Here is a 23,924-nt window from a genome sequence, read left to right on the forward strand (position 1 = left end):
AAAGGATAGACGAATTTCTTGAAGGTGTGAAGCCGGGAAGAACGCGGCTTGACGTAGTGTATGAGATAATTCTTAAAACCGGTTTTCCCCTTACGGCTAAAGTAGAAACAATAGATATAAACGGCCGGGAGGTATACTCGATAGATAACGAAACAATACTTATATGCCTTTTTGAGAACGTCGGTTTTGAGGACGTGGAAGAAATGGCGCAGTACGCGCCGGCGCATATAGTGTTTGGAGAAAAGTGTTTCGCCGATACAAGCGCGGTGAAAAACGCCAAAGAAGCGTTGAGGGATACCGGCATTGATATAAAGTTTTTCTGATAAGGATTTTAGGTGATATAATGAAACTGAAGTTTACAAAACAGGATTTTCAAATGGCGGCGGTTTCGGCGGCGGCTGATTTGTTTAAGGGGCAGGAAAAAACTAACGGTACGTTTTCCGTTATAAAAGAAAACCAAGTCAGCCTTCATGAAACAGATTTGGGCATAAGGAACCATATTTCCATAAGCAGGGAGAAACTTTTGGAAAACCTTCACGAAGTGCAGAAGAGAAACAATCTTCCGCTGACTGACGATATAGACGATATGCAGTTTTCGATAGAAATGGAAACGGGCGCCGGAAAAACGTATGTTTTCGCGAGAACGGTTTTCGAGCTTAACAAGCTTTATGGGTTCACGAAGTTTATCATTGTTGTTCCGTCCATATCCGTCAGGGAGGGGGACTATAAGTTTTTGCAGATATCCGAGGAACATTTCGGCCTGGAATATAACAGAGCGCCTGTCAGGTATTTTATTTATAATTCCCAACGTCTTTCAGACGTGCGCCAGTTCGCCACATCAGGCAATATCGAAATAATGATTATAAATATAGACGCTTTTAAAAAAGCCGAAAATATCATAAACCAAGCGCAGGACAGGCTTAACGGCGAGAGCGCAATGGAGTTTATACGGGGCACAAGGCCGGTGCTTATTATAGATGAGCCGCAAAGCGTAGATCATACGGAAAAGGCAAAAGACGCGCTTGCCGCTTTAAATCCTTTGTGTACGTTCCGATATTCGGCCACATTCAGGGATACAACAAATCTTATTTACCGCCTGACGCCGGTGGATGCCTTTGAAATGGGCATTGTAAAGCAGATAAGCGTAATATCTGCTCAGGCCGGGGCCGACGCCAGCGAAGCGTATATACGGCTTTTGTCAGTAGACAACTCCAACGGGTTTAAAGCCAAAGTTGAGATTGACAAGCTGAACAAAGCCGGAAAAGCCGAGCGTAAGTCCGTGACTGTTAAGCCTAACGACGATTTGTTTGTTCTTTCCGGGAACAGGGAGATTTATAACGGATACGTCGTCGCGGGAATAGACTGCACAAAAGGCTTTGAGTCCATTGAATTCGACAACGCCGAAATTGTGAAACTGGGTCAGGCTATAGGAGGGGTTGACGATCTGCTTATTAAAAGAGAACAGATACGCCGAACCATAGAAACTCATCTGCAAAAGGAATTAATGTATTACGAAAAGGGAATAAAGGTACTCTCATTATTTTTTATTGACAAAGTTGCCAATTACAGAGGAGAGGAAAACGGGAAAGGAGTTTATGCCGGCATATTTGAGGAACTGTATGACGAATTAATCAATCAGCCGAGATTTAAATCCCTGAAAGGAAAATTCCCTTTTCCCGTGGACAAAGTGCATGGCGGATATTTTTCACAGGACAAAAAAGGGCGGCTTAAAAACACAAGAGGGGACACAAACGACGATGCTGACACTTATAACGCAATCATGCGGGATAAAGAATGGCTGTTAAGTTTTGAATGTCCTTTGCGGTTTATATTTTCCCACTCGGCCCTCAGGGAAGGCTGGGACAACCCTAACGTATTTCAGGTATGCGCTCTTATAGACCAAAAGTCGATGTTCACATGCCGCCAGAAGATAGGACGCGGCATGCGCCTTTGCGTAAATAAAAACGGCGACAGGATTACGGACAGGGACGTCAATATTCTTCACGTTGTGGGAAATGAAAGCGTAGGCGAGTTTGCCGACAGGCTTCAGAAGGAATACGAGGAAGATACGGGAATTAAATTCGGCGTTATCAATATAAGCCTTTTTAACGGGATTACATACACGGAAACAATATCGGAAGAAAAAGTTATCGACCATAATCATGCCGAGAAAGTTATATCGTTTTATAGAGAAAAGGGCCTTTTGGACGATAACGGCTTAATAGCTGCAGACGCCGATAAAAAACTTACGGACGAGAGAGTTCCGGAAGAAATAAAAGAAGTTATGCCCGTTATGGAAAATATGGCTAAAATGTCGGAGCCGATAACGGCGTTGGCGGGAAAAAGTTTTGTCCGCGAGAAAACAGAGGAAAAATCTATTACCTATGAAACGGCAAAAAGCCTTGTGGAACATTTAGAGGAAAAAGGCTATATAACCAAAACCGGAAAAATAAAAGACACAATGAAGGAAGCCTTAAAAAACAATACTTTGGATCTGCCGAAAAGGTTTGAGGCGGCTAAGGAAAAACTGACGGAGGCTATCAGGAAAGCGGACAAAAAGGTTATTATCAGGGACGCGTCCAAAGACGTTGTTGTGAAGCTGAAAAAGGACGTAATTATTTCGCCGGAATTTTTAGAACTTTGGGACAAGCTCAAATATAAAACAACATATAGGATTAAAATAGACGAGAATGAGTTTAAACGTCTCTGCATAGACAGCATAAACAATATGCCTAAGATACCGAAAGCCCACATAGTTTCGGCGGCGGCCGATATTTCCGTCAACAGGCAGGGCATAGGATACAATGAGAAAAGTGTCAAGACAACCGCTTTAAACTATGACGCGGTTTTTCTCCCCAATATTATAGATTCCGTTTGCGAGGCGTGCGTTATAAATAGAAGGACATGCAGGGATATTATTTTAGGCTGCGAAAGGTGCGGCGAGTTTTATAATAATCCAAATCTGTTTATAGAAAATGTTATCGACTGCATAAACGACGTCAGCTATAAATTAAGCATAGCGGGAATTAAATACCATAAACTTGCGGGGGAAGAATACTATATACAGGAAATATTTGACAGCGGGGAACTTTTGGCAAACCTTGACAAGAACGCCGTGGCAGTGGAGCGGAGCGTTTATAATTATGTGACGTATGACAGCGAAACGGTCGAAAGGCCAATGGCCGTCGCTCTTGACAACGATCCGGAAGTTAAAATGTTTTTCAAAATACCGTCAAAGTTTAAAATAAGAACGCCGCTGGGCATGTATAATCCGGACTGGGCCGTTATGCTTGAAAAAAACGGGGAACAGAAGCTGTATTTTGTTTTGGAAACAAAAGGAAGCACAATAAATTTAGATTTGCGGGACAGGGAAAAACTGAAAATTCATTGCGGGCAGGAGCATTTTAAGGCGCTTGATAATGGCGTGGTATTTCAAAAAGCTGACAACTGGAGCAAGTTCAAGACAAAAAGTGTTGAATAAAATAGTTTTATGTATAAAAACCTCAATTTTTTTGAGGTTTTTTATTTTGGAATTTATAATATTTATTTTTTAAGTTCGTTAAATATTTCCGAATGATCGTCGGATAAATTTATTAAGATGCTTAGACATATTTTGTAAGTTTACATTACATAACGCGTGTTTTGATATTTATGAAATAATGATTGGCTGTCGATAAATTTTTTTATGAATTGAAAATATATCTCTTTAATTTCGATATTTATCGGTTGCTATAGTTTTTTGTTTAAATATTTCCATATACTGTATTTAAAAATCATGTGCGGAAATGGCTGTTAGATATGTTCAGTCATAAAATTTTATTTAGCTTTAAACAGCTGTTTCACAATTTGCGATTTTATTTTTTGGGATTTTGGAGTTTTATAATATTTATTTTCTTGAAAAAATAAGGCTGTTTCTGTAATTTTGTATTAGAAAATATTTACTTATAGTGACATATTTGGATTTTTATATTTATTTGGATAATGAAAATATAATAATTACTTATGAATAATACTAAAATAAATTTGATTTTATATTGATATAAGTATGTTTCAAAAAGTAAAAAAATAAAGTGTTTTGGCATACATTTTTATTAAAAAATTGTTAAATACAATCTAATACAGTTTTAATATTTTTATTTTAAATAATTTTTTTATTATTTTATTAAAAAAATAGTGCATTATATATAAATTGATATTGACTCTATGCTAACTATATACTTTATAATTATGATCAATATAAAAGTCGCTTTTACAACTACATAAATTATGAGAAATAATGAATTTAGACTATGCAAACCGGGTTGGGAATCTAAATTGATTTAATGTATGTGTGTTTAAGAGCTGGCCGCATATACGTTGCACGGCTCTAAGATATAATGGCATGCGCAAGTTCTGCATGTTAAAAAAAGGAGGAAAAATTATGAAAAAGAAGTTTGCAATAGTGGGAATCAGCGTCTTTATGTCTGCAATACTTTTGTTAAGCGGCTGCGGCGGATCTTCAAGCGGTTCCGATTCGGCAGGTTCGGAGCCTGACAATGCCGCAAACGGCAGCGGGGAAGCTTCAAGCGCACAAAGCGAAGGCGAGAAACTTATGGCAAACGCCACGGCAAGGATGGGGACTGTTACCGTAGCAAACGGCGAGGGTGCGGATCGCGATGATTTGACATTTATAAGCGTTATAGAACCTACGTCTTTAGAACCCGGCGGGCTTGCTTCATCGGACTCAAACTTCCGCGTTGTCGCCACACAAATTTATGAAACCCTCGTAAGGGAAACCCCTATGGACAGGACTCAGCTTCAGCCTATGCTCGCGGAAAGCTGGGAATTCAATGAAGACAACACACAGGTAACTTTTAAAATTAAAGAGGGGGTAAAATTCCATAATGGAGATACGATGACAGCCGATGACGTTGCTTACTCCCTTAACAGGGCTATCGGCCTTGCAACGAATGCCGATATATCTGAAATGATGGCGGATGCCGTTGTTGTCGACGATACCCATGTTACACTTAATTTAAAATATGCTTACGGCCCTGTTTTAAACATATTAACAAATCCTAACTTTGCTGTTGTAAGCCAGAAATATGTTGAAGAGTGTGAAGCTAATGGCACAAACTTCGGGCGCAATCCTATGGGTACGGGCGCTTATAAGTTTGTTGAGTGGATAAACGGTTCCAGCATAACGCTCGAAGCTTTTGAGGAATGGAACGGCGGGGATGTTCCTATTAAAAACCTTACATACAACTTTATAACAGATACAACAACGGCCGCGGTTTCGCTTGAATCGGGGGACGCCGATTTATTATATGGAAGCGACAGCGCCGATATGGTTCGTATGGTTGATAATCCTGATATTAACGTAATGGCTACGCAGAGCTCAGGTTTCTATTTCCTTACGCTTAACACAGAAAGCGAACTTCTCAGTGACGAAAGGGTTCGTAAAGCAATTGCTATGTGTATTGACAGGCAGGAAATTATAGACGGAGGCCAGGATGGTCTTGGATGGGCAACAGAATGTCCGATCACTCCGGGCATATTCGGTTATCAGGAAGATTTCAAAGCTACGGCAACAGACCCTGAAGGAGCTAAAGCGCTTTTGGCTGAAGCAGGATATCCGGACGGAATAACAATTAAGTTCATTTGCCCTGAAGCAAACTATTATTCAAGGCCTGCGCAGGTTATCCAGGAACAGCTCAGAAGAGGCGGCATCAATGCTGAACTTACAATTATGGAAAGGGGCGCGTTTGATACGGATCTTTCAAACAGGAACTTTGAGATGTCATATTCATTTATAGGCGCTTCATATCCGGATGCCGACAACATTGTTTATAAATTATTCCATAGCCAATATGCAAATACAACAGGACAGACAAACATGGCTAATGTTGTAGACGAGGAAGCTGACAGGATAGTTGAAACCGCAAGGAAATCTTCTGATAGTGAAGAAAGATATGCCCTTTACGGTGAGCTTTCAGCATTAAATGATGCGAACGCTTGGTATATTCCTATTTTGACAAGTACAAACTCAATCGTGGCTTCAGCTCAGGTCGGCGGTGTAACGGCTAACTCAGGTTCATTCTATTATGTATCTGACTATACTTACCAGCCGGAGGCAGAATAGTGGTTTGTTAACAAATATTTTGCCGTCAGGCATGGTTAAACGTATCTTATTTTGATATGAAAACTAACATGCCTGACCATTTTAAAAAGCACATATTTACAGTTAGATGGGGTTACGGTAAAAGCAAACTGTAACCCCGTTTGTGTATAGGAAGGAGAGTGGATTATGCATAGATATATCATTAAACGATTATTGATGCTGATACCTGTTATGCTTGGAATTTCATTTATACTTTATTCCATTATGACGTTAACCCCGGGGGATCCCGCACAGTTAATGCTCGGCCCGGGAGCAACGGAAGAAGCCATAGAAATGAAAAGGGCAGAACTTGGCACTGATAAGGGTTTCTGGGAAGGATATGTAGATTGGTTAAGCGGTGCGCTTACGGGTGATTTTGGTGAAAGCTACCGTTCCAAAGAGCCTGTTTTTAATGAAGTTTTTGCAAGATTTCCTAATACTCTCAAACTTGCTTCATCTGCTATTTTACTTTCTGTTATATTTGGAATTGGGCTTGGGATTTTCCAAGCGGTCCGGCAATATTCAATGTCTGATAATATTATATCGGCAGGAACGCTGCTGTTAACTTCCATGCCTGATTTCTGGATAGGACTTATTTTAATTATTGTATTTTCTGTAAAGATAAAATTGTTCCCCGCTTCCGGTGCGAGTCATTGGTATAATTTTGTTTTGCCGGCTATAACGGCATCCATAAACTATACTGCCAATACTATACGTATGACGCGTTCTTCTATGCTTGAAGTAATAAGGAGCGATTATATACGTACAGCAAGGGCGAAAGGCGCGCCTGAAAAAACAGTTGTGTTTAAACATGCATTAAAAAATGCCCTCCTTCCTGTTGTTACCCTTATTGGTATTAACCTTGGGTGGCAGCTTGGGGGAACAATTATAGTGGAGCAGATTTTTGCAATACCGGGAATAGGAACTTTGATGATTGGTGCAGTTCGTGCAAAAGACACGCCTTTGCTTATGGCGTCGGTATTGTTTGTAGCTTTGCTTTCGGCAATTATTAATCTTGTGACAGATATATTGTATGCTTATATTGACCCAAGGATTAAGGCTGAGTACAGTAAATAAAGGAGGGATGTAGTATGAATGCAGCAACGGGAACTCCGGCAATGGAAACCGCTATTCATCAATATAAGAAAAGAAGCCAGATAGCCATGATTTGGCGCAGGTTTAAGAAAAATAAATTAGCAATGATAGGACTGATTTTATTTGCTGTCATGTTGTGTCTGGCAATTACGGCTCCACTTTACATAGATTATGAAGCGGACGTTATCACCCAGACAATATCTGAGCGATACCAAGGTCCAAGCGTTGAACATATATTTGGCACAGATCAATTTGGGCGCGACATATTTTCACGCGTATTTTGGGGTGCAAGAATTTCTATGTTCGTAGGCGTAGTAGTAGTTGTTATTTCTTTAATTATAGGCGCTGTTTTGGGAGCTTTGGCAGGGTTTTTCGGCGGGCCCATAGATAATATAATCATGCGTTTTATGGATATACTTCTTGCGATTCCCGGAACAATGCTTGCTATTACCATAGTAGCGGCCTTAGGAGGGGGTATCCAGAACCTTCTTTTGGCGTTGAGCATAGAGCAGATACCGAAAATGACACGTATTGTACGTTCGTCGGTACTTACTCTTAAAACCCAGGATTATATTGAGGCGGCAAGAGCATATGGCACAACTAACGCCCGTATAATTTTCAGGTACATACTTCCCAATGCGATAGGGCCAATTTTAGTTCAGGCAAGTTTAACAGTTGCAAGAACTATTATTTCCGTAGCCAGCATGAGTTTTATAGGGCTTGGAATTAACCCGCCTGAGCCTGAATGGGGAGCCATGCTTTCGGAGGCTAAATCACAGCTTATGAATTACCCTTATCTGGTAATGGCTCCGGGCATTGCCATTGTTTTAACGGTTACATCGCTTACCCTTGTTGGTGACGGGCTGAGGGATGCTTTAGACCCTAAAATGAAAAACTGACGGGAGGATATTAATATGGGAGAGAAATTACTTGAAATTAAAAATTTAAGTGTTGAATACCATACGGATGACGACGATGTATTTGCTGTTAACAATGTTAATTTAAGCATTGATAAAGGCGAAACGCTGGGATTTGTAGGCGAAACAGGCGCGGGAAAGACGACGACATGCCTTAGTATTATGCGCCTTCTCCCTCAAAAGATAGGAGAGGTTACAAGTGGGGATATTTTTCTTAACGGCGAATCATTGATGAACAAATCTGAGCCTGAAATGCGGGCCATACGAGGAAATGAAGTTTCTATGATTTTTCAAGATCCTATGACCAGTTTAAATCCTGTTTATACCGTAGGGGAGCAGATTGCGGAAGTAATACAGCTTCATAATCCTAAATTAAACAAGGCAGACGTTGAACAAAGGGTTGACGAGATGTTTACAATGGTAGGTTTGCCATGTGAAAGAAAAGGAGAATTCCCGCATCAGTTTTCAGGAGGTATGAAACAGAGGATAGTTATTGCAATGGCGCTTGCTTGCGAACCTAACCTTATACTTGCCGATGAGCCGACAACTGCCTTGGATGTTACTATACAGGCACAAGTGCTTGAAATGATGAAAGATTTAAAAGAAAAACTAAATACCGCAATGATACTTGTAACGCATGATTTAGGGATCGTTGCCCAAACATGTGACCATGTGGCGGTTATGTACGCCGGTGAAATTATTGAAAACGGGACTGTTGAGGACATATTCGAGGGAGAAAAACATCACCCTTATACAGTAGGGCTTTTTGGTTCAATACCTGATTTAACAAGCAAGGCTCCACGCCTTAATCCTATCGACGGTATGATGCCAGATCCTTCAAATTTGCCCAAGGGCTGCAAGTTTAATCCAAGGTGTCCTCACTGTATGGAGGTTTGTAAGGAAAAAGAGCCTTCCGAAACTTTAAATGGCGCCCATATGATAAAATGCCACTTATTCGGCAAGTAATGGAAACGGTTAAAGAGAAAGGGAGGTTTTCAATATGGAAATGCCATTAATCGAAACAAAGGGGCTGAAAAAATATTTTAAAACAAGACGCGGCCTGCTGCATGCAGTTGATGATGTAAACTTTAAAATATTTAAAGGGCAGACTTTGGGAGTCGTAGGAGAATCCGGATGTGGAAAATCTACATTGGGACGCGTTATGATACGTTTATTGGACGCTACTGAAGGCGAGGTGCTTTTTAATGGCGACAACATAATGCGCTATGATAAAAAGCAGGTAGATGAGATGCGCAAGGATTTGCAGATAATATTCCAAGATCCATATGCTTCTTTAAACCCTCGTATGTCGGTCAGCGAAATTATAGCGGAACCTTTGAAAGTATGTAAAATGGTTACGGGAAAAAAAGAACTTGAGGAACGTGTATTTGATTTAATGAAACAGGTTGGATTGGCAGAACGTCTTGTTAATGCTTTCCCTCATGAACTTGACGGCGGACGCCGCCAAAGGATTGGTGTGGCGCGTGCGCTGGCTCTGGAGCCTAAGTTTATTGTATGCGACGAGCCTGTTTCGGCGCTTGATGTTTCCATTCAGGCTCAGGTGCTTAACCTTCTTATGGATCTTCAGGAAAAACTCGGCCTTACATATATGTTTATAACACATGATCTCAGCGTGGTAAAGCATATAAGCACGGAAATAGCCGTTATGTATCTCGGACAGTGTGTGGAAAAAGCGCCTGCGGATGAACTTTTCGATAATCCGGTGCATCCATATACAAAAGCATTGTTGAGCGCCATACCTGTACCGAATTTAAAATACAGGAATATGCATAATGTCCTTACGGGCGAAGTGACAAGTCCGATTAACCCCAAACCCGGCTGTCGGTTCGCCGCAAGGTGCCCTAAGGCAAGGCCAGAATGTATTGGAACGAATTTAGGGCTGAAAGAAATAAGCCCAAACCATTTTGTATCTTGTATTGAATTTTCTTAACAGGGGTTAGTAAAAGAAAGAAGGATTGCTATGAGGATCGAAAAGCATCCAATTATTGATTCTTACAACAAAGGGAAAAAGGTAAAATTTTTTTGTGACGGCAAGGAATTTGAAGGGTATGAAGGGGAACCCATTGCCGCTGCACTAAGCGCGGCCGGAATGAAGATACATCGCTATACTAAAAAGCTTGGCCAGCCAAGGGGAATTTTCTGCGCTATAGGAAGATGTACGGACTGCGTTATGATTGTTAACGGCAAACCTAATGTAAGAACATGTGTAACAATGCTGGAGGAAGGAATGGTTGTTGAAACGCAGTATGGAACGGGCGCAGGGAGGAATCATAAATGAGAAGATATGATCTGATTGTTGTCGGCGCCGGGCCGGCTGGCCTGTCGGCAGCTATAGAAGCCGCCGAGCACGGCATGTCAGTCGGTATATTTGATGAGAACTCAAGGCCAGGGGGCCAGTTGTTTAAACAAATACACAAATTTTTCGGTTCGAAAGAGCATAAAGCCAAGATGAGGGGATTTAATATAGGATACCGGCTTTTGGATGATGCAGACCGCTTAGGAGTTGACGTACATTTAAATTCAGTTGTAATGGGAATTTATAACCCTTTGCGAATTACTGTATCCGAAGAAGGTGGGATAAGCAGCTTTTCGGCAGACAATATAATTTTGGCGACAGGTGCGTCGGAGAATGCAGCGCCGTTTGAAGGATGGACTTTACCGGGCGTTATAGGAGCCGGCGCTGCGCAAACAATGATGAACCTTCATGGAGTGATGCCCGGCAAAAGAATACTTATGGTAGGTTCGGGAAACGTAGGGTTAGTAGTAAGTTTCCAGTTGCTTCAGGCCGGATGCATGGTTGAAGCGGTAATCGATTCGGCTTCAAGAATAGGCGGTTATGGCGTCCATGCCGCAAAGGTAGCAAGAACAGGAGTGCCGTTCTTGCTTTCCCATACTATTGTTAAAGCCGAAGGAAGCGGTAAGGTTGAGAAAGTTACTATAGCGCAGGTAGACAGTAGGTTTAAAGTTGTGAAAGGTACGGAAAAGGAACTTGAAGTGGACACCGTATGCCTTGCTGTAGGGCTTTCGCCTATGAGCCAGCTTGCAAGGATGGCCGGATGCGACATTAACAATGCCACTCTTGCGCCGAAATGTGATATTTACGGTCATACATCGGTTTCCGGCCTTTTTGCGGCCGGAGATGTATCGGGCATTGAAGAAGCCAGTTCAGCCATGATAGAGGGGCGTATAGCAGCGCTTTCAGCGGCTAAAAGAAGCGGATTTATTTCTGTCGGAGAATTTGAGAAACGTTATGAATACCAGCAAAAATCCTTGATGAAATTAAGGAAGGGCATGTTTTGCCGTGAAAACAAAGGCAGGACGGATTTAACCAGCACAGACGAGGGATATCCGCTGTCAATCAGTTTAATGAAGAAAGGATATATTTCTGAGGATGAAATAAAGTTATATCCGGGAGCAGCTGAAAGCAGTGAAGCGGGCGTACATCCCGTAATTGAGTGTACACAGAATATACCTTGCAACCCATGTCAGGATGCGTGCAAATTTGGATATATAAGCGTTGGGGATGACATAACAAGAATACCGTCAGTTAAGGAGAATTGTAATTGCATAAATTGCGGTATGTGCGTTGCTGCCTGCCCGGGCCAAGCCATTTTTCTTATAGATAATGATGCTGAACCGGGATTTGCCTATATTACTATACCTTATGAGTTTATTCCGCTTCCGGCGACAGGCGAGAGAGGCGTTGCGCTTGACAGAAGCGGCAAGACTGTTTGCCAGGCTGAGGTTGTTCTTGTAAGAACGGGTAAGGCGTTTGATCATACTGCGCTTTTGACAATAAAAGTGCCTTCTGATATGTCCGGCCGTGCCCGATTTTATAAAGGAAACGGGGGTGAAGGATGATGTCCGGTTATATAGATCGTTCAAAGGATATAGGACCATTTGTTCCGAGGAAAGATGATAACATAATTATATGCAGGTGTGAGGAAATAACTAAAGGTGAAATACGAATGGCGGTGCATATGGGGCTTTGGACTATGAATGAAGTAAAGCGTATGTTAAGGCCGGGGATGGGTCTGTGCCAGGGGCAGACCTGTTCAAAAAATGTTAAAAATATTATTGCCGATGAACTGGGCATTTCCGCATCATTTCTGGATGAAGCCACAGCAAGGCCGCCCGTACGCCCTATTGAAATGGGCGTGTTTGGGAACGAGGTGGAGAAGCTATGAACAATTTAAATGCGGATGTTATTATAGTCGGCGCCGGAATTGTAGGAAACTCAGCGGCATATTATTTAAGAAAAAACGGCGTAAGCTGCATTGTGCTTGATGAGGATATGATAGGAAACGGTGGATCGAGCAGAAATGGAGGAGGAGTGCGTCAGTCTGGACGTGATCCCAGGGAATTCGGTTTAGCAGCGTATGCTGTAAAACATATTTGGCCATACATTTCAGAAGAATTAGGGTTTGATATAGAATACAGGCAGACAGGATATTTGGTTTGCGGATATAATGAAGAGCATTATAAAAGCATTTCATCAAGAATTGAAACAGCTGCATCTTTCGGGGTTGATATGGAGATGAAATGCGGCGATGAAGTTAAGGATATATGCCCTTATGTTTCAGAACATGTAACCTGTGCAGGATGGACGCCTTCCGACGGCGTGGCCAATCCTATGAGGACTACTTTGGCTTATTATATCAGGGCACGTGAGAAAGGCGCGGTCTTTATCACGGGAGAAAAGGCTGTTGGAATAAATAAAGTTAAAGGCCATGCACGTCAGGTGATAACCAAAAACGGCAACATATACGAGGGGGATAAGATTATTGTAGCGGCCGGATACCATGGCAGGCAGCTGCTTGAAACTGTCGGAATTTCAGTGCCACTTCAGAAAAAGCTGAATGAAATGATTGTAACCGAACCGACAGAGAAACTTTTTGACTTCATGATTGGAGGAATGTCAGGTTTTTATGGGCAGCAGACGGAGCACGGGTCCTTTGTTTTCGGAAGCCCAAGCGGAAGGGAATACTGTTTTTTTGAGCAGGATAAACCTATATCAACAGCAGTAACAGCATCTTTTATATGCAATTCTTTGGGTGTAGATTTACCTATATTAAAAGGGCTTAAAGTGGTAAGAGCATGGTCGGGATGGGTTGATATAAATCTGGACGGTGTGCCTGTTGTCGGTTCTGTTGAGGAGGTGCCTGGGCTTTTGACTGTAATCGGATCATCGGGACATGGATTCGGAATTGGGCCTGCGGTCGGATATTGTTTAGCTGATATGGCGTGTGATAAACCGTCGCCGGTTGATATATCCAAACTCCATTTTGACAGGTTTGATTATCTGAACAAACAGCCGAGATATCAATATGCTTCCGGAGGAGGGGCTTTGATAAGGTAAAAATGCCTTAGCTTTTTATGATTTATCATAATATGGCTGTGACGGTAGTTTGCCGTTGAGAATTATGAAGATAAAGTATTTTTAAAAGAAAGCGCTGAAATGTTTTTTATGAAATCAAGTTTTATTGTATTTCATGGTCATATAGTTTATTTTTGACTGTAAAATTGACAGGGTTTCTGAAAGGCGATTTGCATATTTTAACATAAAAAACGGCAGGAAGCGACGCTGTGAACAGACAGCGTCGCTTTTTTAATGCATAGAATTTTAAGTTCGGTATCGTTAATTTGTAATTTTATTTATTGCGGTTTTATATTTGGAACAATTTTATTTTTTCGATTTCTATTTATTTCGTGGTTTTCAATAAAAACCACTTGATAAATAAAACGGCATAAATATACATATGGATAGCGGGCGGATATAATGCAGATATATACAATGCTTTGCGTCATAATAAATACAGCTTGGCGTTTAAGCAGACAGTTGCCATATGACAACAGGAATGATTACAATGGTATGGTCTGAAAAAACTTTTTATATAAACCGTTGGAGCAGTTTAAAAAATTTAATTTTTCCTTGACTTTGACGCGACGTAAACGTGTACAATAAAAATACAGTTAGGAGGCGGATAAATATGGAATACGGAATAAATCAGTTGTCTAAATTATCGGGAGTAAGCGCGCGTACTTTAAGATACTATGATGAAATAAAACTGCTTTGCCCGTCAAGAACAAGCAGCTCCGGATACAGGTTTTACAGCAATAATGAAGTTAATTTGCTTCAGCAGATACTGTTTTATAAGGAAAGGGGGCTGCCATTGGAAAAAATCCGCTCTATACTGTATGATGAAAGCTTTGATATGCTTGAGGCTCTTTATGAACATTTAAATGAACTTGAAAATCAGGAAAGAAGGCTTTCTAAATTGATTAATACAGTAAAAGATACTATAGCGTCGGCGAAAGGAGAATTAGTTATGTGCGATTCTGAAAGATTTGAAGCGTTTAAAAAGGACGTAGTAAACAAATATGAAAATATATATGGTTTGGAAGCGAGGGAGAAATACGGAAACGACGAAGTCGATGCATCTTTAAATAAAGTTTTGGCTTTGACAAGGGAAGATTATAAAAGGTTTCAGGAAATTGGGAAAAATGTTAAGGAAGTCCTGAAAGAGGCTGTATTATCAGGTGAAAAACCTGAGAGTGAAGCGGGACGAAAAGCAGCCTCTCTGCACAAAGAGTGGCTGGGATATTCATGGAAAGATTATACGGAACAAAAACATAAAGGCACAGTTGATTTATATATACAGGATGCAAGATTTAGAGAATACTATGATAGGGAACAGGATGGATGCGCGGAGTTTCTTATTGCCGCAGTAAATTTCTGGGCGGGGAAGTTGTAGAAATACCTGAATATATGAAAAAATAATGGCAAGGGAGATAGATAATTTAAACAGAAAATTGGAAAGCGCGTTATAATAAAATATATGCGTTTAATTTCTAAGAATATTACTAAAAATATTTATCGGGCTGAATGCATAATTTTACATGAAAGAGATGTTATTGGCAATATAGACTTAAGTTAGAAGAAGCCGCCTCTAAAAATGTAATATTTTATACGAATAAAGTGCAAAGGTGTCGACTTACTGCAAGTCTTATTTTACTCTTGTATTATATTTTTTTATATGGTAAAATAAAATCAAAATATAGAATTTGTTTTTATTTTATGCATGGGGGATGGAAGATGCCGAAGGTAGCCTATTCTGAGGCCGAGCGGGAACATATCAGGACTGAGCTTATAACTGTTGGACTTGAGCTTATGGCAAAACAGGGAATACAACATACAACTGTTGAACAGATATATAAGAAAATTGGGATTTCAAGGACGTTTTTTTACTCCTTTTTTCCTACAAAAGAAGATTTGGTTGTCGAAACATTGTATCTTCAGCAGCCGAAAATTATTAAATATGCTGAAAAACTTATGTCTGATCCTGAGTTGAGTTGGCGCGAAGCCGTAAAACGTTTTCTTGAGTCTTGCTGTTACGGCGAAAAGAACAGCATTGCCGTTTTAACGATTGAAGAACAACAACTTATCTTTAAGCGTTTATCAAAAGAAAGTTATAGAATATTCCGTGAAAAACAAACTGCTCTTTTCGGTAAAATATTAGAGAGCTTTGGCATTAGAGCAGACAAGGCAAGTATTAGTTTGTTTACTAATTTAAGTCTTACAGCGATTATTATATGCAGGGCAATCCCGGACACACTGCCTTTATTTGTTCCTGAGGCTGCCGAAGAAACGGTTGAATTTCAGATTAATGCGATTGTAGATGCTTTAGAAACGTTGAGGGAGCATAAACCACGTATTGACTGATACGAAGATATTTAAATCCGTCCGAATATTATGTTTCGGCGTTTTATTCAGACGGATTTATTTTACAGATAATAAAGATAAATTTTAGTTTTTATATTTATTTTTATGTTTTAAGTTTGAATATTGAATAATTTTTTATAAAGTATTTTTCAAATTCAGGCATTTAAAAAGTTCATGGGAATTAACGATATTAAACTGTTAAGCTCACAGAGTACAAAATCGCCTTCAAGAATTAACTTATAATGCGTCAACTATGCAGTTGTAAGTAAAGCAATACGATTTTTATAAATAAACTGCCGGTTGAGCCGGATACTATTTTGTATAAAAAATAGAGTATGAATAATTGTAATGCAAACAGTTTTGCTTTACAAGGGCACAAACCTCCAACAAAGAAAAATTTCCGCATTTCGGCGTTGAATACGCTTGCCATAGGATTTGTTACGCCTTGAACGGCAGCATTGCGAGGTTAAAACCGTGTGGCCAAACTGCTCTATTAACAATATATCTGCAAAAATATAATAAAATATAGGAGGAAAGTAATATGGGATTATTCAGTAAACTATTCAAAGGACCGGAAATTGACATGGAGAAGAGTAATGAGAATGCAAAAAAGATGCGTGCGTTATTTAATCATGTTGTAGAAAACGGGAATAACTACAGGTTGATTTTTGGATACACCGAGGACGTAAGCCGTTTTAATTATGGGTTTGTACATGGCAGTAAGACCAAAATCGGAAATCTTATTGTCGGATGGAATGATATGGAAGAGACTATTGTGGTTGTTCCTACAGTACCGGATCTTTCAGGATGTGGCGAACCGACATATTACCGTCGTACTGAGATTTTAAAAGCGTATAGGAATAAGTATCCTACAGATGCATTTATTATTTATTTGGATCGAAAAAGTTATATTGGTATTAATGCGTATGATTGGCTTGAAGATGAAAAATTGTATGTTTACATATCCCAAGACGATGAACTGGCGGCTTTTACCGACTTCTTTATGAACCGGTTTGCAAAAAAATAAATAATAAATATTAAAAATAGTGCGGAAAATTTTTTATTTTTTAAGTTGAATTAAAAGGCGGGGGGCGTATTTTATTTAATGAAAATTTTGAGGTAATAAAGTTTAGCGGTAGATTTTGTTTTAAACGTATATCATGTTATAAGTCTGATAAGATTAATTGTTGGCGAGCATTTTGAAACAGGAGATTAAATTGAATCAGAGGCATTATATATAGCTTGCTGCTTGAACAAATTTTCAGATGCAGAGAACATTATTTAAATTTATGCGGGAAAATACGTTTGATTTTTAGATACGGTTATAAAATCAAATATAACCGTTTTTTGTATAATACGTTTAGAATGTAGATTACTATCGTTTAGAAGGCGGATTTAGTAAATGTGAAATAAAAAACAAAAGCGGCGGCAAACTTAAAATTCTAAGTTTACCGCCGCTTTTGTTTTTTTAATTTTATTTCCAATGTTCTGTTATTGCTTTTTCCAAAAGCTTCATATCTTTTTCAAGAAAGGCCCGTAGTATTAAACGGTGGCCGTCGTTGCCTTTTTTTAAAAGTTCTGCTGTGTTTGAGTTATTGATGTTTTGATCCAGCGAAATATTTATATCCGGGGAATTATTTATTACATGATAGATTGTGTCAACAAGTATATGGTTATTGCTTTTTTGAAAATAAATATCATGGAATTTTCGTTGATTTGTTACATAGTCATGGAAATTATTAAATTCAATAGCCAAATCAATTTTTGCAATTGTTTCTTTCATGCGAAGGATATCTTCATCCGTAAGGTTATTAACGGCTTTCCTTGCACAAAGGAAATCTAAATCGGCAATAACCTCAAAAGCTGCAAGCCGTTCAGCTTCCGTAAATTTTTTTACAAAAAAACCTTTATATGGTTTTTTATCTAAAATTCCGTCTTTTGCCAAATTTGACATTACTTCTCTTACAGGAGTGCGGCTGACTTTAAAATATTCGGCAATAGGAGCCTCAAGGATTTTTTCTCCAGGCAAAAATGTACCGTTTTGGATACCGTTTTTTATATATTCATAAATTTGCTCTTTTATATGTTTTTTTGATTTACCGCGTTTATTTTCCATTTTAATTCCTCCAGCTCTTAAAAGCCAATGTATATATTTTAATAATATGGCAAGCGTTTTAAATTGTCAATTGTGATTTTATATTATAACACGATATTGACAATTTTTGAAACAATATTATAATTAATACAATTTTAAAAATAATTTAAATTGTATTAATTATAATAAATATTGCAATAAAAGTCCGATTATATATGGATAAATTAAATAATTAAAATAGTATTAAATAATAATATTTTAAAAAATATTATAAAAATAATATTGACATAAAATGGTTTTAGTGATAATTTTAAATTAACGTTGAAGGAGGGGGAGGCGTGGAAATAACAAAAATATTTATGTAGGCGATATTCATTAATAATTACGTATTTTTAGGAAGGGGAATGTGTATGGAAACGAAAAAAAGAAAAATTAAGATGCCTTCTACATATGGGACGCTGGCTATTTTTATTATTTTAGTGGCGATATTGTCATGGATAATACCGGGAGGCGCTTATGATTATATCGATTTGCAGCCGGTTGCGGGAAGCTACCATTTGGCTCAGTCAGATCCTCAGAGCTTGTTTGACATTATACAGGCTCCTATAAACGGATTTTTTGACTCTGTAGATATTATCCTTTATACATTGGTGATAGGCGGATTTATGGCTGTCGTTTCAAAGACCGGAGCGATTGACGCCGGAATAGGGAAAATACTTGAAAAATTAAATGGAAAAGAACAGCTGATGATACCTATTTTGATGTGCATGTTTGCTGTTGGAGGGGCCACGTTCGGAATGGAAGAAGAAACTCTCCCGTTTTTCCCGATTGTTATTCCGATTTTTCTGGCGGCAGGATATGATACTATAACTGCCATAGCGGTTATAAAGCTAGGAGCGGCGTTGGGAACAATGGGTTCTTTGGCAAATCCGTTTTCTGTTGCCATTGCCTGCAAGTTTGCGGATATTTCCATGGGTGACGGTATTTTAATACGTTTTTTAATATTATTTACAGGGATACCGATAGGGCTGTTTTTTGTAATGCGTTATGCCGCTATGGTGAAAAAAGATCCAACGAAATCAATTGTATACGATTTGTCGGAGGAAATGAAACAGAAGTTTCTCGGAAATGTTAGGGAAGGAAATAAGCTTCCTGAATTTACAAAACAAAGAAAAGTAATACTTATTATGTTTGCCTTAACTTTCGTTATAATGCTTTGGGGGATTATACCGTTTGAGGATTTGGGAATTACATTTATTCCGACCCTTGGCTGGTGGTTTGGTGAACTTGCAAGCCTTTTTTTGGGGGCCAGTATAATTATGGCGATTTATATGAAGTACAGCGAAGAGGAGTTTACAGATACGTTTATGGACGGTGCGAGAGGGCTTCTTGAAGTTGCTATTGTGATTGGCGTTGCAAGAGGAATTACAGTTGTCATGAACAATGCCATGATTACGGACACAATACTCCATGCCGGTGAAATGCTTTTGTCAAATGTTTCTTCCGCCGTATATTCAACTGCATCTTACTTATTTTATTTTATTATGAGTTTTGTAATACCATCCAGTTCGGGACTTGCTACACTCTCTATGGGCATTATGGCTCCGCTTGCCGATTTTGCGGGAGTTTCAAGGCATATAATTGTAATCGGATTTTCAGCGGCCAATGCGGTTGTCGGTTTTCTTGCCCCAACATGCGGACTGCTTATGGGCGTACTTGCAATGTGCAAAATACCGCTTTCAAAATGGATAAAATATGTTTGGAAACTGGTGGCCGCTATAATGATTGTAACTATTATTATTTTGTGCGCTGCAACCATAATTGGGATTTAGAGTTTTAAGTCTTAATAAAGCAGAAGGGGGAAACATCAAATGGAAAAGAGGTTACTTGAAAATATAGAACCAAAAGAAGTATTTTATTTTTTTGAAGAAATAAGTAAAATACCCAGAGGAACAGGAAACGAAAAGGCAGTAAGCGATTGGCTTGTAAAATTTGCGAAAGACAGAGGGCTTTATTATTTACAGGATGAAAAGTTTAATATATATATAAGAAAAGAAGCAACAAAGGGTTATGAAAGCAGGCCGGGAGTTATTTTTCAATCCCACATGGATATGGTTTGTGAAAAAAAAGAAGGAGCGCGGCATGATTTTTTGAAAGATCCAATTAATATAGTCGTAGAAGGAGACAAAATAACCGCTAGAGATACGACTTTGGGAGGCGACGACGGCATTGGCATGGCGCTTACGCTTGCGCTTTTGGATTCGGATACCATTGAACATCCACTTTTAGAAGCGGTTATTACTGTAGACGAAGAACTTGGAATGACAGGCGCCGAATGTTTTGATGCAGGAATGCTTGAAGGAGATATATTTATAAATCTTGATTCAGATGACGACGGAGTTTTTGTTGTCGGAAGTGCGGGAGGTCCGACTGTAAGCGCCCATATACCAATTGAATGGGAAAACGGCGGAGAGGGAGTTTCTTATATGCTTTCAGTTACAGGACTTTTGGGAGGTCATTCGGGTGAGGATATACACCGGGAAAGAGGCAATGCCAATAAATTGATTTCAAGGGTGCTTGACGCTATGGAACGTACGGCTGAATTTGAAATGGCATATGTAAACGGCGGCGTTATGTGCAATGCGATCCCGCGTGAAGCAAGGGCTTTGTTATTGGTAAAGGAAAGTAATGTTCTGAAGCTGAAAGAAGTTGCGGATGAGTATTCAAAAATTTATGCGAATGAATATAGGCTAAGCGATAAAGGGCTGACGTTGAGTTTTGAGCCTTTTGAAAGTAAAGTTGAAAGGGTGTTTTCAAAAAAGACGAAAGAGTCTGTAATCAGTTTTGGATGTCTTTGCGAAACAGGAATTATACGTATGAACCTTGAGTTTGAAAATGTTGTTGAGTCATCCAATAGTCTTGGTACGGTAACTACGGGAGAAGAGAGCGTTAAATTTACATTTGTAACGCGAAGTTCAATAGAAAGTATGTACCGAAATATGGTTTATAAAATTGACAGGCTTGCAAAAATATTTGGCGGGTACATGTGTAAGGAGTATGATTGCTTGGAATGGCCATATGATCCGGAAAATAGGATAAAAAAGATTTTTGAAAGCATTTATATGGAATTCTTCGGAAGGGAAGCAAGATCTGTTGTTCTGCATACGGGCCTTGAGTGCGGTATCATAGGCAGGAATGTCGGCCGTAAGATCGATATGATTTCAATGGGGCCGGAATGTAAAGATTTACATATGCCCGGAGAATGGCTCAGTATTGAATCAACTAAACGGTATTGGTCGATGCTTGCCGAAGTATTAAGAAGGGTTTGAATCGGTGCAAAAATAAGTTATGTTTTTTATTTTTTAATAGTTAAAATAACAAAAATATAAAGACTGGTAAAGAGGCATATCTTTATCAGTCTTTATCGTTGGTACTGATTTGGTTTTCTGATAATATGTTTAGAAAGGCATAATATTAATTTATTTAATATATCGTTATTACTTTATAAAGTTTATACAGCCCCGGGAGACTTTCTTATATAATCGTCGCATAGCCGGCTTAGAGGGCATATGTGGCATTGGGGGCGTCTTGCTATACATATTTTGCGTCCGTGGGCTATTACTTGCGTGTTATAACTTATCCAGTGATCCTGCGGCAGAATCTCCATTAATTCAAATTCTATTTTTACGGGATCTTGGCTTTTAGTAAAACCGATTAAATTTGAAATACGCTTTACATGCGTGTCAACGACTATGCTTGGTATACCGTATATATTCCCGCGTATAACGTTAGCTGTTTTTCGGCCTACTCCTGCAAGGGAAGTAAGCTTATCTATATCCTGAGGGACTTCACCGTTAAAATCGGTCAAAAGCTTTTGACAGCACAGAATAATATTTTTTGCTTTATTATGATAAAATCCTGTGGAACGTATATCGTTTTCAAGCTCCGAAAGGCTTGCTTCTGCAAAATCTTTAATAGAAGTATATTTTTCAAATAAATCTTTTGTTACTATATTTACTCTGTCGTCCGTACACTGGGCGCTCAATATTGTAGCAATCAAAAGCTGCCATGGATTTTGATGATTTAAATAACATTTTGTAGGACCGTAAACGTCGTCCAAAATTTTAAGCACTTCATTAACTTGTTCTTTATTTTTCATGTTTTTACCTCGATTTCTTTAGTTTCGGCATGGTTTGTAATAAAATTTCTGTTACTGTAATCGAAAAGTATGTAGAAACAACCTTTTGAAATTGATCCGGAGCCGACATATTCCAACGGGTTTATCGAAAACTTTTCTATAGTGCACATACGGCTTAGCTGCGCGGGGGTATAGTTTATTAAGTTTGGAAGAAATTTTTTAACATTTTCCTTATCGGAAAAAAATTTCCTTTTGCTGTTTTTAAATTCCTCCGACGTATCAATTGGCAGCCATGAAGGGCAGGAATTAAGGGTTTCACTTAAAAGCATATCATATTTGAGAAGATTTGTTATTATTTCGACTTTGTTTTCGGCAGCCATATATGATGTTGCAAATTCAAATAGTATTGTATACAATTCCTGCTTGCTGTGGCTGACATTGTGACAGCCGTTCTTTTCCCAAAAAGAAGCGAACTTTTCAAAAAAAACAAACGGCGTTTCGAAAACAGTTGCCAAATATTTAACGGTATTTAATGCTTTTGGGCTATTGTAATATGTTTCGACAATATTTTCAATGCCTTTTAGCAATGTCATTTCTTCAAATGTCATATCTTTTGTAAAAAGGGTTTCATAAGGCGCTTTGCCGCGGTATTCAATACCGTATTTTTCCGCATCTTTTTTAAGCCCGGAGCCTTTTAGGACTTTAAGGAAACCAAGTTGGAGCTGATCCGGATAAAGGCTGTAAACGTCGTTAAATGATTTGGCAAAGGAATTGTATCCTTCAAAAGGCAATCCGGCTATTAAGTCAAGATGTATATGTATATTTTTTAGTTCTTGTATTTTTATTATTTTTTCTTTCAGCGGCTCAAAATTCGGGTTCCTTTTAACGGCTTCCAAAGTTTTTGGGTTTGTAGACTGTATACCGATTTCAAACTGAAACAGCCCGTTCCTTGCGTTTTTTAAAATTTCAATACTGCTTTCGGTTATAATATGACCTTCTATTTCCATATGGAAATTTGTAACGCCGTTGTCATTTTCTATCAAATATTTCCAAATAGCTTCGGAATGTTCTTTGCTGCAGTTAAAAGTCCTGTCTACAAATTTTACCTGACGCACTTTGTTTTTAAGAAAAAAGTCTAAATGTTTATATACTTTTTCAAGAGGCATAAACCTAACTCCTTTTTCAATGGATGAAAGGCAGAACTGGCAGTTGTACGGACATCCGCGCTGTGTTTCGTAATATATGATTTTATGTTTTAAATCGTCAATACTGTCGTATACGAAAGGAAGTTTTTCCATGTCAATAGGCTTTTCTGGAGGGGTTGAAACAATACTTTTACCGTCTTTGTATGTTATGCCGTTAACGCCCGATAAATTTGAATTATTAATTAAAGCGCAGGCTGTGTTATAAAAAGATATTTCGCCTTCGCCGCGTATAACAATGTCAATGCAACTATGATTTCTGATAAAATCTTCGCTTTCATAACTGACTTCAGGCCCGCCGCATAAAATTATGCATTTTGGCAAAACTTTTTTTAAGTTTTCAGCTAATGACAGTACGAGAGCTATATTCCAGATATAGCATGAGAAGCAGATAACGTCGGGACGCTTTTTAAATATTTCGGTTAATATATAGTCTTCGTGGTTATTTATGGTATATTCCGCACATTCAATATATCCGCTTATAGATTGGCACGACTTTTTCAAATACCTTATAGCTAAAGACGAATGTATAAATTTTGCATTTATGGCAGTCAGCAGGATCTTCATTTTTAATATCTCCTTAAATTTTACTGT

General features: G+C 38.8%; 19 protein-coding genes. 16 read left to right on the forward strand and 3 right to left on the reverse strand.

Annotated elements, in window-relative coordinates:
* The 14 genes from NE664_11120 to NE664_11185 form a co-directional block, all read left to right on the forward strand.
* Positions 1 to 323, forward strand: a 323-nt coding sequence (locus NE664_11120) for a site-specific DNA-methyltransferase (protein MCQ4727192.1), incomplete at its 5' end; no start/stop codon positions are given.
* A 20-nt stretch (positions 324 to 343) separates the two neighbouring features.
* Entirely contained in the window at positions 344 to 3,481 is a 3,138-nt protein-coding gene (locus tag NE664_11125; protein MCQ4727193.1) for a DEAD/DEAH box helicase family protein, read from the forward strand.
* 939 nt (positions 3,482 to 4,420) lie between these two features.
* The gene (locus NE664_11130; protein MCQ4727194.1) at positions 4,421 to 6,121 is read left to right on the forward strand and encodes an ABC transporter substrate-binding protein; all 1,701 of its coding nucleotides are present in this window, start codon (positions 4,421 to 4,423) and stop codon (positions 6,119 to 6,121) included.
* Between the two features lie 165 nt (positions 6,122 to 6,286).
* Positions 6,287 to 7,216: an ABC transporter permease gene (locus NE664_11135; protein ID MCQ4727195.1), complete on the forward strand. Its 930-nt coding sequence runs from the start codon at positions 6,287 to 6,289 to the stop codon at positions 7,214 to 7,216.
* Between the two features lie 14 nt (positions 7,217 to 7,230).
* A complete protein-coding gene (locus tag NE664_11140) occupies positions 7,231 to 8,133 on the forward strand; it encodes an ABC transporter permease (protein ID MCQ4727196.1) in 903 nt (300 codons plus the stop codon).
* Between the two features lie 15 nt (positions 8,134 to 8,148).
* The gene (locus NE664_11145) at positions 8,149 to 9,117 is read left to right on the forward strand and encodes an ABC transporter ATP-binding protein (protein MCQ4727197.1); all 969 of its coding nucleotides are present in this window, start codon (positions 8,149 to 8,151) and stop codon (positions 9,115 to 9,117) included.
* Positions 9,118 to 9,151: 34 nt separating this feature from the next.
* On the forward strand, positions 9,152 to 10,102 hold the full coding sequence (locus NE664_11150; protein MCQ4727198.1) for an ATP-binding cassette domain-containing protein: 951 nt from the start codon (positions 9,152 to 9,154) through the stop codon (positions 10,100 to 10,102).
* Positions 10,103 to 10,132: 30 nt separating this feature from the next.
* Complete coding sequence (locus NE664_11155; GenBank protein ID MCQ4727199.1) at positions 10,133 to 10,450, forward strand: (2Fe-2S)-binding protein; 318 nt, start codon at positions 10,133 to 10,135, stop codon at positions 10,448 to 10,450.
* Positions 10,447 to 12,033, forward strand: coding sequence for an FAD-dependent oxidoreductase (locus tag NE664_11160; GenBank protein MCQ4727200.1), 1,587 nt, complete (start codon positions 10,447 to 10,449; stop codon positions 12,031 to 12,033). Before NE664_11155 ends, NE664_11160 begins: the two co-directional genes overlap by 4 nt.
* Positions 12,033 to 12,359, forward strand: coding sequence for a (2Fe-2S)-binding protein (locus tag NE664_11165; protein MCQ4727201.1), 327 nt, complete (start codon positions 12,033 to 12,035; stop codon positions 12,357 to 12,359). The genes NE664_11160 and NE664_11165 overlap by 1 nt, the downstream gene beginning before the upstream one ends.
* Complete coding sequence (locus NE664_11170) at positions 12,356 to 13,531, forward strand: FAD-binding oxidoreductase (protein MCQ4727202.1); 1,176 nt, start codon at positions 12,356 to 12,358, stop codon at positions 13,529 to 13,531. Before NE664_11165 ends, NE664_11170 begins: the two co-directional genes overlap by 4 nt.
* Positions 13,532 to 14,162: 631 nt before the next feature.
* The gene (locus tag NE664_11175; protein ID MCQ4727203.1) at positions 14,163 to 14,927 is read left to right on the forward strand and encodes a MerR family transcriptional regulator; all 765 of its coding nucleotides are present in this window, start codon (positions 14,163 to 14,165) and stop codon (positions 14,925 to 14,927) included.
* A gap of 341 nt (positions 14,928 to 15,268) precedes the next feature.
* Positions 15,269 to 15,895, forward strand: a complete 627-nt coding sequence (locus NE664_11180) for a TetR/AcrR family transcriptional regulator (GenBank protein MCQ4727204.1) — start codon at positions 15,269 to 15,271, stop codon at positions 15,893 to 15,895.
* A gap of 541 nt (positions 15,896 to 16,436) precedes the next feature.
* Positions 16,437 to 16,922 carry a hypothetical protein gene (locus NE664_11185; protein ID MCQ4727205.1) on the forward strand — a complete coding sequence of 162 codons (486 nt, stop codon included), beginning with the start codon at positions 16,437 to 16,439 and terminating at the stop codon, positions 16,920 to 16,922.
* Between the two features lie 447 nt (positions 16,923 to 17,369).
* On the opposite strand, the gene NE664_11190 is transcribed toward NE664_11185, so the two are convergent.
* A complete protein-coding gene (locus NE664_11190) occupies positions 17,370 to 18,011 on the reverse strand; it encodes a GntR family transcriptional regulator (GenBank protein MCQ4727206.1) in 642 nt (213 codons plus the stop codon).
* A gap of 389 nt (positions 18,012 to 18,400) precedes the next feature.
* On the opposite strand from NE664_11190, the gene NE664_11195 reads away from it, so the two are divergent.
* Positions 18,401 to 19,822: a YfcC family protein gene (locus NE664_11195; protein ID MCQ4727207.1), complete on the forward strand. Its 1,422-nt coding sequence runs from the start codon at positions 18,401 to 18,403 to the stop codon at positions 19,820 to 19,822.
* 39 nt (positions 19,823 to 19,861) lie between these two features.
* Positions 19,862 to 21,319 carry an aminoacyl-histidine dipeptidase gene (locus NE664_11200; GenBank protein ID MCQ4727208.1) on the forward strand — a complete coding sequence of 486 codons (1,458 nt, stop codon included), beginning with the start codon at positions 19,862 to 19,864 and terminating at the stop codon, positions 21,317 to 21,319.
* A gap of 182 nt (positions 21,320 to 21,501) precedes the next feature.
* On the opposite strand, the gene nth is transcribed toward NE664_11200, so the two are convergent.
* Both nth and NE664_11210 read right to left on the reverse strand, forming a co-directional pair.
* Positions 21,502 to 22,149 (reverse strand): endonuclease III, encoded by a 648-nt coding sequence (gene nth, locus NE664_11205; GenBank protein MCQ4727209.1) that lies wholly within the window; start codon positions 22,147 to 22,149, stop codon positions 21,502 to 21,504.
* A complete protein-coding gene (locus NE664_11210; GenBank protein ID MCQ4727210.1) occupies positions 22,146 to 23,897 on the reverse strand; it encodes a B12-binding domain-containing radical SAM protein in 1,752 nt (583 codons plus the stop codon). The genes nth and NE664_11210 overlap by 4 nt, the downstream gene beginning before the upstream one ends.
* Positions 23,898 to 23,924: the final 27 nt, after the last annotated feature.

The sequence above is a fragment of the Anaerotignum faecicola genome (genome assembly GCA_024460105.1).
Lineage (GTDB): Bacteria > Bacillota > Clostridia > Lachnospirales > Anaerotignaceae > JANFXS01.

What these genes read in the sequence shown, in the direction of transcription:
- NE664_11180 (MCQ4727204.1), top strand. Translation starts at nt 15,269, where the DNA reads ATGCCGAAGGTAGCCTATTCTGAGGCCGAGCGGGAACATATCAGGACT.
- NE664_11165 (MCQ4727201.1), top strand. Translation starts at nt 12,033, where the DNA reads ATGTCCGGTTATATAGATCGTTCAAAGGATATAGGACCATTTGTTCCG.
- nth (MCQ4727209.1), bottom strand. Translation starts at nt 22,149, where the DNA reads ATGAAAAATAAAGAACAAGTTAATGAAGTGCTTAAAATTTTGGACGAC.
- NE664_11130 (MCQ4727194.1), top strand. Translation starts at nt 4,421, where the DNA reads ATGAAAAAGAAGTTTGCAATAGTGGGAATCAGCGTCTTTATGTCTGCA.
- NE664_11195 (MCQ4727207.1), top strand. Translation starts at nt 18,401, where the DNA reads ATGGAAACGAAAAAAAGAAAAATTAAGATGCCTTCTACATATGGGACG.
- NE664_11145 (MCQ4727197.1), top strand. Translation starts at nt 8,149, where the DNA reads ATGGGAGAGAAATTACTTGAAATTAAAAATTTAAGTGTTGAATACCAT.
- NE664_11160 (MCQ4727200.1), top strand. Translation starts at nt 10,447, where the DNA reads ATGAGAAGATATGATCTGATTGTTGTCGGCGCCGGGCCGGCTGGCCTG.
- NE664_11210 (MCQ4727210.1), bottom strand. Translation starts at nt 23,897, where the DNA reads ATGAAGATCCTGCTGACTGCCATAAATGCAAAATTTATACATTCGTCT.
- NE664_11150 (MCQ4727198.1), top strand. Translation starts at nt 9,152, where the DNA reads ATGGAAATGCCATTAATCGAAACAAAGGGGCTGAAAAAATATTTTAAA.
- NE664_11140 (MCQ4727196.1), top strand. Translation starts at nt 7,231, where the DNA reads ATGAATGCAGCAACGGGAACTCCGGCAATGGAAACCGCTATTCATCAA.
- NE664_11185 (MCQ4727205.1), top strand. Translation starts at nt 16,437, where the DNA reads ATGGGATTATTCAGTAAACTATTCAAAGGACCGGAAATTGACATGGAG.
- NE664_11190 (MCQ4727206.1), bottom strand. Translation starts at nt 18,011, where the DNA reads ATGGAAAATAAACGCGGTAAATCAAAAAAACATATAAAAGAGCAAATT.
- NE664_11200 (MCQ4727208.1), top strand. Translation starts at nt 19,862, where the DNA reads ATGGAAAAGAGGTTACTTGAAAATATAGAACCAAAAGAAGTATTTTAT.
- NE664_11170 (MCQ4727202.1), top strand. Translation starts at nt 12,356, where the DNA reads ATGAACAATTTAAATGCGGATGTTATTATAGTCGGCGCCGGAATTGTA.
- NE664_11125 (MCQ4727193.1), top strand. Translation starts at nt 344, where the DNA reads ATGAAACTGAAGTTTACAAAACAGGATTTTCAAATGGCGGCGGTTTCG.
- NE664_11155 (MCQ4727199.1), top strand. Translation starts at nt 10,133, where the DNA reads ATGAGGATCGAAAAGCATCCAATTATTGATTCTTACAACAAAGGGAAA.
- NE664_11135 (MCQ4727195.1), top strand. Translation starts at nt 6,287, where the DNA reads ATGCATAGATATATCATTAAACGATTATTGATGCTGATACCTGTTATG.
- NE664_11175 (MCQ4727203.1), top strand. Translation starts at nt 14,163, where the DNA reads ATGGAATACGGAATAAATCAGTTGTCTAAATTATCGGGAGTAAGCGCG.